The 14,335-nt window shown below is 70.7% G+C and carries 9 protein-coding genes; 4 read left to right on the top strand and 5 right to left on the bottom strand.

All coding sequences use genetic code 11. The features are described 5' to 3' along the window. Positions 1-89 precede the first annotated feature (89 nt). From JOD65_RS04335 to JOD65_RS04320, 4 genes are all read right to left on the bottom strand, one after another. Positions 90-1,760: a hypothetical protein gene (locus JOD65_RS04335; protein ID WP_191193586.1), complete on the bottom strand. Its 1,671-nt coding sequence runs from the start codon at positions 1,758-1,760 to the stop codon at positions 90-92. A gap of 169 nt (positions 1,761-1,929) precedes the next feature. After that, positions 1,930-4,107 carry a HelD family protein gene (locus tag JOD65_RS04330; RefSeq protein WP_191193587.1) on the bottom strand — a complete coding sequence of 726 codons (2,178 nt, stop codon included), beginning with the start codon at positions 4,105-4,107 and terminating at the stop codon, positions 1,930-1,932. Between the two features lie 115 nt (positions 4,108-4,222). Then, positions 4,223-4,663, bottom strand: coding sequence for a DUF1772 domain-containing protein (locus tag JOD65_RS04325; RefSeq protein ID WP_191193588.1), 441 nt, complete (start codon positions 4,661-4,663; stop codon positions 4,223-4,225). A 69-nt stretch (positions 4,664-4,732) separates the two neighbouring features. Continuing rightward, positions 4,733-5,491 (bottom strand): enoyl-CoA hydratase-related protein, encoded by a 759-nt coding sequence (locus JOD65_RS04320; protein WP_307820931.1) that lies wholly within the window; start codon positions 5,489-5,491, stop codon positions 4,733-4,735. A gap of 352 nt (positions 5,492-5,843) precedes the next feature. Between JOD65_RS04320 and JOD65_RS04315 the strand changes: the two genes are divergently transcribed. From JOD65_RS04315 to JOD65_RS04300, 4 genes are read left to right on the top strand one after another with little or no spacing between them, the layout of a single operon-like run. After that, a complete protein-coding gene (locus JOD65_RS04315; RefSeq protein ID WP_191193590.1) occupies positions 5,844-7,817 on the top strand; it encodes a glycosyltransferase family 4 protein in 1,974 nt (657 codons plus the stop codon). 4 nt (positions 7,818-7,821) lie between these two features. Continuing rightward, on the top strand, positions 7,822-8,790 hold the full coding sequence (locus tag JOD65_RS04310; RefSeq protein ID WP_191193591.1) for an NAD-dependent epimerase/dehydratase family protein: 969 nt from the start codon (positions 7,822-7,824) through the stop codon (positions 8,788-8,790). Beyond that, positions 8,783-9,496, top strand: a complete 714-nt coding sequence (locus tag JOD65_RS04305) for a class I SAM-dependent methyltransferase (protein WP_191193592.1) — start codon at positions 8,783-8,785, stop codon at positions 9,494-9,496. The genes JOD65_RS04310 and JOD65_RS04305 overlap by 8 nt, the downstream gene beginning before the upstream one ends. Next, positions 9,493-12,156, top strand: coding sequence for a glycosyltransferase (locus JOD65_RS04300; RefSeq protein WP_191193593.1), 2,664 nt, complete (start codon positions 9,493-9,495; stop codon positions 12,154-12,156). The genes JOD65_RS04305 and JOD65_RS04300 overlap by 4 nt, the downstream gene beginning before the upstream one ends. Here the strand turns inward: JOD65_RS04300 and JOD65_RS23905 are convergent. Beyond that, positions 12,144-14,267, bottom strand: coding sequence for an acyltransferase family protein (locus JOD65_RS23905; RefSeq protein ID WP_191193594.1), 2,124 nt, complete (start codon positions 14,265-14,267; stop codon positions 12,144-12,146). The two genes, JOD65_RS04300 and JOD65_RS23905, sit on opposite strands and share 13 nt — an antisense overlap. Positions 14,268-14,335 lie beyond the last annotated feature (68 nt).

Below are 14,335 nucleotides of genomic sequence, written 5' to 3'. Positions count from 1 at the left end.
CAGTTGGGCCCCTTGCAGCGAACGACTTCTACATGTCTCGGCGACCTTAACCGACCAGTCGTTGTTCGGCGGCTGCCTTTGCAGGTGCGTCAACGACCCGCCGTGCAGAGCCCGATCAGGGACCCGGCCGGGACCAGTACCCGCATGGAGGCATCGGGAGCGACGCTCGCAACGTAGCTCAGGGTGTTGGCAGGGAGCACGAGGAAGTTGGTGTCGCTCTGCAGACCTCCGCGGAACAGTGTCGTCTGAATCTCGTAGCCCCCGGCGGCGATCAGGCCGACCTGACCGCCTTTTGAGGAAGCCGGAAGGTCGATCCATCCTCCGACAGGCACCACTCGGTTCGGCATGGGCGCCGCGGAACAGGGCGCGAGGCGGGCGGGGCCTGAAACCTGCGTCAATGACGCCTTCGTGGGCGAGGGTGCGTCAATGGGCTCGCTGACGAGGGCGACCTGGAGATGGGCAGCAGCGTCGAGACGACCTTGGTCGGTGACCGGGATGCGCGGCAGGGCCGCACGAATGTCATCGTCGACGATGCGGTCCTTGTGCATGTCGGTCGCCCACCGCGAATCCAGACTGGCGCTCAGGGTCGGCGCGCCTGAGTCGAGGAGGTCGACAGCGGCGACGAGGCGTTGCTCCAGTCCGAGCGTGTCGGCGCTGCGCTGCACCGTGTAGCGATCCATCGCCAAGGTCCCGTTCACGATCAAGATCCCGATTACTGCAGCGAGCGCCGCAGTGGCCTCCAACATGCGACGCGTGAATTGCCGCGACAGCACCTCGAGGGCACAGGCGACAGCCGGCAGGGTGAGCACGACCCCGAAGTAGACGTAGCGAGAAGCCGCACCGAACTGGGGTCCGTATTGGCCTCTCGAGTGCCCGATGAGGACGAATGCTGCGGCGACAACGAGCAGTCCGGACCACGCCAGCGTGCGCAAGACATATGGTGCCTTCTGGTCAGCGAGCGAGACGAGCAACAGGCATGCCAAGACCATCAACCCCAGGCCAGGCAGGCCGAGACCCTTGTCCCAGATGGCTGCCAAGCCGACCCAGGCGAAGTCCCATGCCTGTGCCCAAGTAGCGCTTGCTGGCGCGGTTGCGTCTGATCCCCACACGACGTACCACGTCAGGTAGACCACAACAGGCGCCGAGACGACCATCACCACCTCGCGGACTCCTCGGACGAGCGCCAGGACCAGGGCGATCCAGCCGACCAGCACCAGAGAGAGCCCCATGGTCGTCAAGGAGAGAGTGAGCAGGAACGACGCCAGCGCTCTCCTCGACAGCGTCTGAGCCTCCTCGCCGAGCAGGACGACCAAGGCGGCGAGCGTAAGGGTGTGAGCCCCGATCGAACCGATCTGCGAGGCCCACAAGGGATTCTCGGCGCCGGCACCGAGGAAGGCGAGGGCAAGGGCGGTCACTACAGAAGGCCACGGTCCCGCGCCCGCCCGGCGCACCAGTGCGTAGACCAAGAGGCTCGTGATGAGGTGGAGGAGCACCGCCAGCATGGCCCACGGGAGGTAGTGCTGGAGGCCCACCACGTTGAACATGGCGCGCAGGACCAGTGTGGGTAGGGCGACCCAATGCTCGTTGTGGGGCTCCATCAGCCCTACCTGGCCCCCGAAGACACCGCGCCAGATGATGTAGGTCCAGTCGTCCATGAAGAACCAGAGCTGCCGGGCGTAGTAAGTCCACAGAACTGACGCTGTGGCCAGGCCGACGCCGAGAACGATCAGGTGCAGGGCGGGACGCTTCGGGCGCCTCACGCCGCCATCGCCACGTCGCACTTTCGTCTCCACCTCAACGGTCCCCCGTCCTGTTGGCAATCTGAATGTTGTGAGGACGGGTTCGTTGCGACATTAGCCGAACGCAAAGCGCCTCTGCCGCAACCACGGGTCGGGCGACAGCTGCCTCACGGTGCGTGACGCGGAACGTTCAGCCGACGGTGGTCAGCAGCTGCGTGGCGCGGGTGAGCACGACGTAGAGGGTCGCCCGGCCGGTGGCCGACTCGTCCTCGATCTCCTGCGGCGAGACGACCACGATGCCGTCGAACTCCAGCCCCTTGGTGTCGAGGCCCGTCAGCACGACGACGCGGTCCTCACCGCTCGGCGTGACGCTCGAGTCGACGGCGGCGCGTGCCCCGGCGGCGTCGTCGGCCAGCTCGGGCCACGACGCCAGCCAGGCGTTGACCTCCGAGCGGCGGGCGACGGGTACGACGATGCCGACGGTGCCCTCGACGCGAGCGGCGGTCGAGGTGACCGCCTCACGCACGGCGGCCTCGAGGTCCTGGACGTGGTCGACGACCCGCGGTTCCTCGCCCGTGCGGCGTACGGCCTCGGGGAGGTCGGCGTCGAGCCCCACCCGGCGGGCGTAGTCGGCGGCGAAGGCGTAGATCTCGGCGGAGTTGCGGTAGTTGGTGGACAGGTGGAACTCGTGGAGCTCCTTGCCCTCGAGCGCCTCGCCCCGGGCGGCGGCAGCCTCCGGGGCGTCGGGCCACGACGACTGCGCCGGGTCGCCGACGATGGTCCAGCTCGCGGTGCGGCCGCGGCGACCGACCATGCGCCACTGCATCGGGGTGAGGTCCTGCGCCTCGTCGATGAGGACGTGGGCGTAGCCGTCGTCCTCGATGCGGTGGGTCGGTGCGGACCAGGCAAGCCCGCCAGGGGCGTACTCGCGCTCGGAGATGGTCGTCAGCTCCTGGAGGTCCACGCCACCCTCGAGCAGGCCGGTCTCGTCGAGGTCGCGCTCGTCGTCGGTGCGCTGCGGGACGTCGCCGAGGGCGTAGCGGAGCTCGTCGACGAGCGGGACGTCCTCGATCGACAGGTCGCCGGCCGCCCACGACTTGAGGAGCACCAGCTGCTCCTCGCGGCTGACCACGCCCTCGCCCACCCGGGCGAGGAAGTCGGGCTCGCGGAGCCAGCCGAAGACCGTCCGGGCGTCGAGCGGCGGCCACCAGGCCGACGCGAACTCCACGAAGCCCTCGTGGCCCAGCATGTCGTCCTCGAACGCCTCACGCCCACGCTCGCGCCCACGCTCGCCGCCGACCTGGCGCCACATGGCGTCGAGCAGCGTCTTGGCCACCCGCGGCAGCTGGCGGTTGCGGCGGCCCTGCGACATCAGCTGCCGACGCAGCCGCCCGAGCAGGCCGGGGTCGAGCACGAGGGTCTCGTCGCGCCAGTAGATCCGGAAGCTCGTCGGCGCACCGGGAGCGTGCTGGCGGGCGGTGCGGCGCAGCAGCTCGGCCATCCGGGTCGCGCCCTTGACGTCGGCGACCGCCGGCTCGTCGTGGCGCGTGGCACGGATGCCGCCGACCACCTCGCCGAGCGAACGCAGCGCGACCGCGGTCTCGCCGAGGCTCGGCAGGACGCGCTCGATGTAGCGCATGAACACCCCGCTGGGACCCACGACCAGCACGCCGCCGCCTTCGTAGCGGCGTCGGTCGGAGTAGAGGAGGAACGCGGCGCGGTGCAGGGCGACGACCGTCTTGCCCGTGCCGGGACCGCCGGAGATCGACACGACGCCCTTGCCGGGCGCGCGGATCGCCTTGTCCTGCTCGGCCTGGATGGTGGCGACGATCGAGTGCATCGAGCGGTCGCGGGCCCGCGAGAGCTGCGCCATCAGGGCGCCCTCGCCGACGATCGGGAGGTCGGTCCCGGCTTCCTGGTCGAGGAGCTCGTCCTCGACGCCGATGACGGTGCGGTGCAGCGAGCGCAGCACGCGTCGGCGGACGACACCGGACGGGGTGGCGGCGGTGGCCTGGTAGAACACGCCGGCGGCCGGGGCGCGCCAGTCGATGAGGAGCACGTCGCGGTCCTCGTTGCGTACGCCGATGCGGCCGATGTAGCGCGGCGCGCGGTCGATGTCAGGGTCGAGGTCGAGGCGACCGAAGACCAGTCCCTCGTGGGCGGCGTCGAGCTGGGCGATCCGCTTGGCGGCCTGGAAGACCATCGCGTCGCGCTCGACGAGGCCGCCCTCGTGCTCCAGCTTGCCGCGGCTGTGACCCTCGGCGGCCAACGCCCGCGCGCTGCGCGCCGACGCCTCCAGCTGCACGTAGACCTCGTCGACGTACGTCTGCTCCGCCGCGATCTCCCGCGCCTCGAGATCCTCGCTCAAGCTCCCGCTCCTCATCCCCCGTGAATCACTGCCCAACGGTCCCGGGCAGGCGGACAAGCGTACCGGCGAGCACCGACGACCACCGACTTCCCGACGATCATGGACTGCTCGACCCTCACGCCAGGAGCAGCACGGCCCCCAGCAGGCACACCACGGCGCCGACCGTGCGGATCAGGTCCACGCGACCGAGGTCGCCGAGCAGCTCCGTGCGCTCCCCTGCCGGGACGGTGGCCAGCCGCCCGTGCAGGGGCGCGGCGATGGCTGCCGTGCTGACCACCGACAGCGCCCCGCCGACCAGGGCCAGCCACGTGCCCGCCGCCTGCGGCTCCGTCGCGGCCGTCCAGGCCAGGACGAGGACGAGCGGGACGTAGAGCGCGCCGACGAGCGGGGCGATCCGACGCGAGTGCCGCTCGTGCGCCACCGGCCACGCCTCGTCCCCGACCTCACCCAGCGCGGGGTAGACGACCAGCGACACGGTCAGCTGGAAGCCGAGGTGTCCTGCCGCGACGAGGAGGAGCGTGACGAGGGCGAGCGGTCGATCGTCGATGACGTCCACGGGCGGCCTCCTTCGACGTGGGTCCTCCCACTTCTCCGACCGGGTGCCGCCCGTGGATGCAGTCCGGGGCTACTTCTTGCGGGAGAGGAAGGCGGTCATCGCCTCGCGCGCCTCGTCGGAGGCGAACAGCCGGGTGCTGGTCTCGGCCATCTCCTCGCCGAGCGCGTCGATCCGCGCGACGAGGTCGCGGTTGAGGATGCGCTTGGACTCGCGGAGGCCCTGGGCCGCCCCGGTCGCCAGGCTGGCGCAGACGGCGGCGACCTCGGCGGCGAGGTCGTCGGCCGGCACCGCCTTCGTCACGAGCCCGTACGCCGCCGCCTCGGCGCCGGTGAAGACCTCGCCGCCGAGCGTGGTCAGGGCTGCGGCGCGCGGAGACATCCGGTGGTGGACGGTGAGGCTGATGATCGCGGCCGCCAGTCCGAGCTTCACCTCGGTGAGCGCGAAGGTGGCGTCCTCGGCGCTGATGGCGATGTCGGCCGCGGCGACGATGCCGATGCCTCCGGCACGGACGGCACCGAGGTTCTTGGTCACGACCGGCTTGTCGAGGGTGGCGATCAGCCGCTGCAGGTCGACGATGCGGCGGGTGCCGGCCTCCATGCCCTCGGTCGACGCCTCGGTGAGGTCGGCACCGGAGCAGAAGACCTTGCCCGAGCTCTCGACCAGCACGGCCCGCACGTCGGGGTCCGCGCCGGCGCGCTCGAGGTGGGCGAAGAGCTCGGTGACGAGCTGCCGGCTCAGCGCGTTGCGGTTGGCGGGGCTGTCGAGGGTGATCGTGGCGACGGCGTCGGCCACGGCGTAGTGCACCAGCTCTGCGGGGGCGTCGGTCATGGCGGTCATCCTGCCGCACCGGATCACTCGTGCGTCCGGTGCTGATCGTCCGGGCCGCCCACATCTCTGGACCTCGGCCGGTCTCGCGGCCCAGCTCGCGAGCGCGCGGGCTGCCGCGAGGCGGTGCCGCGAGCACCTCCGGATACCATCGATGCCGTCGTCCTGCTCGTCGTCGTGCGCCGCCCTCGTCAGCCTGCGCCGGGACGAGTCCAAGCCAGCCTCATCGAGTCGGCTCTCGACGGTGACCGTCGCGACGGCTCCCGCCCATCATGGTGAACCGCTCTGCGGGTGCGCCGGCGCGAAGCGGCCTGCTGGAGGCGGATTGAGGCGGCCGGCTGGCATGATGCGCCCCGTGCCACCCCCACCTGCCGCCGACGGTCCCGACAAGGGCGCACGGCCTGCGCGCGGTCTCCACGGCAGGCTGGATGTCCCGGCCGGGGCAGTAGAGCTCGGGACCGAACTGCTGATCGGTGGCTGGGTGGTCCACGAGCGCCTGCGCATCGACCGGGTGCTGGTGACGGTCGACGACGAGATCGTCGGCCACGCCCGCGTCGACGTGGCCCGCCCCGACGTTTGCGACCGCTGGCCCGACGTCGTAGGGGCGACTCACCGCGGCTGGTCGGTCATCGTGCCGCCGGTCGCCAGCGAGGAGGTGACCGTCCGCGCCTATGCCCACGTGGAAGGCGGGGACGGCGACCCTGCGCGGCTCGGCCCGTGGATCCGCTTCGCTGAGGCGACTCTGCCCGTCGTCGCGACCGGCGAGTCGTTCGGGCGAATCGACGATCCCGGCGAGATACGCCCCGGCGTGCTCCGCGTGTCGGGCGCCGCCCGCGCGCCCGGGGGCCTCACCCGGGTCGAGTTGTCGACCGTGGCAGGCGACGCCGCTTGGGTGCGTGCCCGGCACACGCTCCCGTACGCCCAGCCGCCGTGGGCGACAGACGCAGAGGAGCGGCTCGCAGGTTTCGCAGGCTATGTGCGCGTCCCCTCCGAGGGCACCCTCACGATCCGAGCGGTGGCCGTCGGCACCGACGGCCGCCGCCATGAGCTCACGCCGATAACCGCCGTGGTGGTCGAGCCCGACGTGAGTACCGCGGCGCCTGAGCGTCTCACTACGCTCCTCGACCGGTTCGAGCAGCGCCTGGGCCGCCTCGCCCGGCCAGCATCCCCGGCCCGCATCCTGGTCGCCACTCACGCCCTCGACCTCGGCGGCGCGCAGCTCTACCTCCTCCTCCTTCTGGAGCGTCTCCGCGAGCGCGGCCTGGAATTCTGCATAGTCTCCCGAGCGACCGGCCCCCTCCAGGTCGAGCTCGAGACAGCCGACGTTCCGGTTCTCGTCTTTGGCACCACGCCGAGCGACCGCGAGGTCCTGGAGGGCCAGGTGCTCGCAATCGCCGAGTTCGCCGCCGAGCACGGCGTCGTCGGCTGCCTGGCCAACTCCTTGCCGACCTTCCCGGCCGTGATCGCCGCCCAGCGACTGGGGCTGCCCACCGCGTGGGCGATCCACGAGAGCTTCGACCTCGACGTGTTCTGGACGGAGGCCTACGGACACCTGCCGGCCGACGTCACCGGCGTCGCGGAGGAGGCGCTGGCCAGATGCGACGAGGTGGTCTTCGAGGCCGAGTCGACCCGGCAGCTCTATGCCGACCGCGTACCTGCGGACCGCCGCATCCTGGTGCCTTATGGCGTCGATGCGACCGCGATCGACGCCTACCTCTCCGACAACTCCCAGGCGGCCGCACGGGCCACACTCGGCTTGGCTCCGGACGCACTCGTGCTCGCGTGCGTCGGCACGGTCGAGGCACGCAAGGCCCAGCTGTCGCTGGTCCGGGCATTCGCTCGGATCCCTCCGGACCGGCGCCGCGGCGTCCAGCTCGTGGTCGTCGGCATGAACGCCTCGTCGTACGCCCAATCTCTGCGACTGTTCGTCGCCGACGCCGGAATTGCCGACGCCATCGTGCTTGTCGAGGTCACCCGCGACATCTACCCGTGGTATCTCGCCGCCGACGTGCTGATGTCCGCGTCCGACGTCGAGTCGGTGCCGCGGACCATGCTCGAGGCGATGCTGCTCGGCCGACCCGTCGCCGCGACCGCCGCGTTCGGCGTCGGTGAGCTCGTCACTGACGGCGGCACCGGGTTCCTCTGCGACCCGCTCGACCTCGCCGCGCTGCAGTCGATGCTGGAGCGAGTGATGGCTACACCGCGAGTCGACTTGGCAGCGATGGGGGGCGCAGCGCGTAAGCACGTCGCCGCCACGCACGACCCGTCGGTCTACGTCGACCACTTCGAGGCCCGGTTCTCGACCTGGCTCCGGCGGTGGGCACAATGACGCGATGGGGACTCCAGCAGAGCGGCCCGCCGACGGCCCGGACGCGATGAGCCAGGCCGGGCAGGCGCCCGACGGTGGTCGGACGATGGCGATCGTCGGATACGGCTTCATCGGCCGCCGGATCGGTCGGGCGGCGCTGGCACGTGGATGGCGTGTGCGGGCGCTCAACCTCGAAGACGTGCCAGGCGATCCGATCGAGGTGGTCGTGGGTTCGGCCCAGGACGTCACCGCTATCGAGCGGGTCCTCGACGGGGCCGACCACGTCGTCTACGCGGCCGGCACCGCCAAGCCCGCCGACTCCAACCTCGACCCGATCGGCGATGCCGTCCGCAACCTCGAGCCGCTCATCTCGGTGCTGAGCGCGGCGCGCTCGCGCGACGTCACGGGCGTCAGCTTCCTGTCCTCCGGAGGCACGGTCTACGGCCCCGACGCACCGGTCCCGACGCGGGAGGACGCCCCGCTCTGGCCGATCAGCTCCTACGGGATCATGAAGATCGCCGCCGAGCGCTACGTCGCCATGTACGCACGTCAGATCGGCTTCTCCGCCGACCTGCTCCGCTGCGCCAACGTCTTCGGGCCTGGCGAGCCCACGGCCGGGAGCCAGGGCCTGATTGGCATCGCGCGCGCCCGTCTACTGGCCGCCCAGCCGATCACCGTGTTCGGCGACGGCAGCGCGCGACGCGACTACATTCACGTGGACGACCTGTCCGAGGTCGTCGTACGCCTGGCCGAGCAGCCCGACGGTGTCAGGGTGCTGAACGTAGGTAGCGGGGCCGCGACCTCGATCAGCGAGATCATCGCCGCCCTGAGCCACGCGCACGGCGTCGAGCCTGTGCTCGACGAGCGGCCGGCACGCCCCTCCGACAGCCCTGTCGCGGAGCTCGACGTGTCGAGGCTCCACGAGGTGCTGGACTTCCGTCCGCGCCCCACGGTGGACTGGTTGGCCCAGCCTCCGGGGGAGTCCCATGAGTGATCAGCTCTCGCCCGAGCTCGCCGCTTTCGTCGCCCAGGCACCTGCGGCGCGCGAGCCGCACGTGCCGTTCCTCCGAGCAGCCGTCGAAGGCCTGGCCCCCGGGTCCTTGGTCCTTGACGTGGGCGCCGGCGAGGCGCCCTACCGCGAGCTCTTCAGCGCCTTCGACTACCGCACGACGGACTGGGCCGGGTCCTTCTACACGCCGAGCCACGGGGTCGACTACGTCGCCCCGGCGCACGACATGCCCCTCGACGACGACAGCGTCGACGCCGTGGTCTGCACCCAGGTGCTCGAGCACGTGGCCGAGCCGGTCGAGGTGCTGGTGGAGCTGCGCCGCGTCCTCAGGCCGGGCGGTCGGCTGATCGTGACCGCGCCGCTGACGTGGTACCTCCACGAGCTGCCGCACGACTACTACCGCTACACCGCTTACGGCCTGCGCCACGTGCTCGCGAAGGCCGGCTTCGCCGAGATCGACATCCACCCCATGAACGACTCCCCCAGCACCATCGGTGCGCTGCTCCGCGAGGCGCGGTGGCTCCTGGGATCCGCCGAGACGGACGGCCTCGACGAGCGGCGCGTGGCGGCCGGCGATTTGCTGGCGCAGGCCGCGACCATGGTCGAGTCCATCGGGTGGCTGGACACCCAGTGGTTGATGCCGATCAGCTTCTCCGCGACCGCTCGCAACCCCCAGGAGACCGCCGGATGACCATGCCCGACCTGACCGTCATCCTCAACGGGCATCGAGAGGGCATCCTCGCGCACCACACGCTTCGCACGCTCCACCGCTCGGTCTCTCACGCCCACAAGGCCGGGTTGGCGATCGAGGTCCTCGCCGTCCTCGACAACGCGGACGACGTCACCCGTACGGTGATCGGCGAGGCGGCCGGACCGAACGGGTACCTCCAAGAGGTGGCCGACGCCCGGGTGATCGAGGTGTCCGTCGCCGACCTCGGGCTGGCGCGCAACCATGGAGTGCGCGAGGCCAGCGCTCCCTACATCGCGGTGCTGGACGCCGACAACCTGCCGTCGCTGACTTGGCTCCTCGAGGCGCACCGCACCGCGTCCGACCATGGAGAGCCGTGCGTGGTCCATCCCGAGTCACTCGTGATCTTCGAGGGCCGCGCCGTCGTGTGGCCCCAGTGGTCCACGCGCGACCCGCGATTCCGTGCGGAGAACTTCTACGACCAGAACTACTGGGATGCCTGCTGCCTCGCCTCGCGCGAGGTCTTCGAGCGGCACCCGTACGACGCAACAGGACGCGACAGCGGGTTTGGGCCGGAGGACTGGCATTGGAACACCGAGGTGGTCGCCGCCGGGACGCCCCACCTCGTCGCCAAGGGCACGGTGCTCTTCTACCGCGCCAAGACCGTCGGATCGCTCATGAGTGCACACCGCGCGGGCGGCAGCCTGATCCACCAGACCCCGTTCCTGACCGACCCCGAGATCGCGGCGGCGACCTTGGACGAGGCTCGCAGCCACGGCCGGGACGAGGCGCCCCGCCGCTCGCGACTCCTGAAGCGCCTAGTGCGCGAGACGAGCGGCAAGCAGGCGCGGCGACGCCTCTTGGACGCCGAGGTGCCGCCTGCTCCGCTGACGCCGACCCAGGAGCGCCTGGCGCGTCTGCGGCCCGGCTTCGTCGACCCTGCCCACTACCGATACCTATACAACGCCCCCGGCCTCTCCGACGACGAGGCCGTCGAGCACTTCCGCACCGTGGGCCGGGAAGCAGGGCGTCGTGGGTGGCTCAGCCGGGAGGAGCTCGACTGGCTGCGCCCGGACCGCTTCCGGGTGCACCACTACCGAGCGCTGCACCACGACGTCGTCGGCCTCTCGGCCGAGCAAGCCCGCATCCACTACCTGACAACCGGGCACGCGGAGGGGCGTCGGGCGGTCCTGAGGAAGGGCGAGTTGAAGGACCTGGCGACGCTGGTCCTGGACGACTACCGCGATCGCTACCCGGACCTGGCGCAGCACAACGACAACCAACTCGTGCAGCACTACCTCGAGTGGGGACGCGACGAGAAGAGAATCACCCGGTTCACCGTGACCGAGCGCAGGTGGGCCGAGGCCGTGACCGTTTCCGACGAGGTCGAGGCCGAGTGGCGAGAGATGCACGGCTACGAGCCGTGGGTGCCGGTGCCGACGGCGAGCGTCCTCGAGAACTACCACTACGTCGGCCCCCCCTACGACGGATCGCTCACCGCTGGCAGCGCTGTCTGGTGGCAGGCGATCGCCGCGCTCGACGGCGCGCGACCCGACGTCATCTTCTTCGCCCCGTGGGTGAGGATGGGGGGCGGAGACCTCCTGCTGGCGCGCTACGCGACTGCGATGACGCGTGCGCGCCCGGACCTGACGGTAGCCGTCATCACCACTCACGGCCGGTCGACGCACCCGGAGCTGCTCGGCGACGACGTCACCCTGGTCGACCTCCACTCCATGGCGGGCTACTCGGAGATGGACCTGCCGGAGCGGCAGCGCATGGCGGCGATGCTGGTCGGCCAGTTCCGCCCCCGGGTCGTGCACATCTTCAACTCCCCCGAGGCCTACGACGCGGTCCAGCACTACAAGCGGTCGGTCTCCGCTCACAGCCGCATCTTCCTGTCCACCTTCGCGATCGACTACGGTGCGGACGGCGAGATCTACAGCCAGTTGGCGCGACGGCCGGCCGACTACCTCGACGTGGTCGACCGGGTGATCGTCGACAACCACGCGATCGTCGACCAGTTCCACACAATCTTCGGGATGCCGCGATCACGCTTCGCGGTCCACCACCAGCCCGTCGAACTGCCTCCGCGGCGAGCCTGGACGGCCCGGCAGCCCGACGCCCCGCTCCAGGTGCTGTGGGCGGCGCGTTTCGACCGGCAGAAGCGCCTCGACGTGCTCGCAGATGTCGCGGAGGCTGCCGCCGGCCGCGGACTGCCCGTGGACTGGCACGTGTACGGCGCGCCGGTCATCGCGTCGGCCGCTGACAATGCCGAGGCGATCGCACGGCTCGAGCAGGCCGGGGCCACTTTTCATGGCACCTATTCCTCGCTCGACGACCTGCCGCTTGACGACATCGACGCGTTCCTTCTGACGTCCGAGAACGAGGGGATCCCGCTCACCCTCCTCGACATTGTGGCCCGCCGCGTCCCCGTGGTGGCGCCGCTGGTCGGGGGGATCGGCGAGCTCGTCAGCGAGAACACCGGCTGGCCGGTCGGGCGCTTCGACGACGCGGACGCCTACATCGATGTCCTCGAACGCCTGAGGGCGGACCGGGAGGAGGCGGACCGGCGAGCGGACGCCGGCTACCTCCTGCTTGCCGACGACTTTTCCTGGGACGCATACCACCGCCGTCTACAGGAGATTCCGGGCTACCTGCCCTGAGGCTGATCTAGCCCGGGGACCGTGGCAAGCCGTTTGGCGACCAGTGGGGCCATGGTGCGCGCGAAGTACTGCAGCAGATGGTTCTGGTCGCCGTACACCGGCATGCCACCGACGACGGCGTGGCACCGACGGTGGTCGCACACCACGTCTGTGAGGTCCACGACGGTGACCCCGTCCTGGCCGGCGGCTGCAACCACGAGCGGGTCCGGGGTCCGCACCACGGCGGCGAGCGCGGCGCACGGGTCGGGCCTCGTCGAGGCCTCGGCGAGGCACTCCGGCACCGGACCGCGGCCCAGGTAGGGCGGATCGGCCATCACCACAACCTGCTTGCCAGCCTCGACCCAGCCGGCCCACAGCTCACGAAGCTGCTCCACGACCCCGTCGGGATCCGCGCTCGCATAGTCGCGAGCGATGCCCGACATCACGATCACGTCGATGTCCGGGTCGTCGGCGAGTGCCGTCCTGACCTGATGGCTCCACGCCCGACAGCTCGCGATCATCGGCTCGGTGCCCCACGAGGCGTGCACGTCGCCCGTCGTGGGCAAGCAGGATGACTTCACCTGCATCTCGACATTCCAACCGCGCTCTCGAGCGATCGTGTCGAGCGTCGAGGCCCATTGACCCGCGTGTGAGTCGCCAACGAGCGCGAGCCGCTGGACGGCCTCTTGCTTCGGCACGCCGAACTCGCACGGGCTGGGGTCCGGGTCCTCCGGCTCAACCTGGCAGGTAGTGCCCCACGTCGGGGTGTAGGGCGAGTTGACGATCGTCAGCAGGGACGACCCAGCGACGGCGAGCTCGTGGGAGTCAGGACAGCCCGACGCGGTCGCGGCGGCGCCGACGCATGGTCCCCCGTCGGCGACGAGCTCCTCCATCTCGGCCTGGACCGCCTGGAGGTCATCCTCGACGGTCGTGGGAATGTAGATTGCAACGCCGGCGACTGCCGCCATCGAGATCGCGGCACCTGAGAGGGTCATCGCCGCCGGTCGTGCCGTGAGCCACCGGGCACGGCGGAGCGGGTCCTCGACGAACCTGGTGCTCAGCTGGGCGGTCAGCAGCGTGACGAGCAGGATGGCCAGGCCGAGCCCGGGTGTCATCGGCCGCTGGAGCGCGATGGGAGCGAACACGATGAGCGGCCAGTGCCATAGGTACACCGAGTAGGAGATGTCACCCAGCCATACCGGCCCGCGCAATGCTCGGGGGGCGGGACGACCCGCCGAGCCCGTCCCGGCCCAGATCACGAGCGCGCACCCAGCCACCGGCAGCAGCGTCGACAGTCCGGGCACGCCCGAGTCGTCGCCGAACAGGCAGATGCTGCCGACCATCAGCAACCACCCCGGGATCGCGACCCACCGGGGACGTACGGCGCCCTGTGCGGCCGCGAGGGCGGCGAGCACGCCGCCGGCGGCAAACTCCCAGACGCGACCAGGCGTGATGAAGTAGGCGGCATCGGGGTGCGCCTCGACGCTCCAGACGGCGAAGGCCAAGGACGCCACGCCGAGGATGGCGAGTCCGGTGCCGACCGTCCGGCGTGGCGTGAGGCCTCGTGGGCGGAGTGCTCCTGAGGCGCCTCCGCGCCGCAAGGCCAGCCACCACGTGCCCAGCACCAGCAACGGCCACACGAGATAGAACTGCTCCTCGACCGAGAGGGACCAGAAGTGCGTGACCGGTGAGGCGGTCTGCGCCGAGGTGAAGTAGTCCTGCGCGGAGCGGGCAAGCTGCCAGTTCTCGAAGTAGAGCGCGCTCGCGAGTACCTCCGACATTACCTGGGGCCAGCGAGTCTGCGGCAGCCATGCGACCGTGGCCGCCGCGCACACAGCGAGCACGGTCAGAGAGGCGGGCAGAAGCCTGCGGGCCCGCCGGGCCCAGAAGCGGGCGAGCGAGATGCGGCCCTCACGCTCGAGCTCGCCAAGGAGGTGGGCCGTGATCAGGAAGCCCGAGATGACGAAGAAGATGTCGACGCCCAGGTAGCCGCCGGTGAGCCTGTTCGGGAAGAGATGGTTGAGCACGACAGCCATGACGGCGAGGGCTCGCAGGAACTGGATGTCGGTCCGGACACCAGCACGGGCGGGGAGAGCAGCGGCGCGTCGAGCGCCTTCGTCCGGTCCAGGCACCCGCACAGGCTAGGTGGCCCCGGCCCCGCACAGCCAAACGCCAGCCAATCCGTTCGCCGTTGCGCACC

This window comes from Nocardioides cavernae (assembly GCF_016907475.1).
In the GTDB taxonomy this organism is placed as follows: domain Bacteria; phylum Actinomycetota; class Actinomycetes; order Propionibacteriales; family Nocardioidaceae; genus Nocardioides; species Nocardioides cavernae.
Note: the sequence above shows the minus strand (reverse complement) of the source record. Positions and strands in the feature narration are given on the sequence as shown.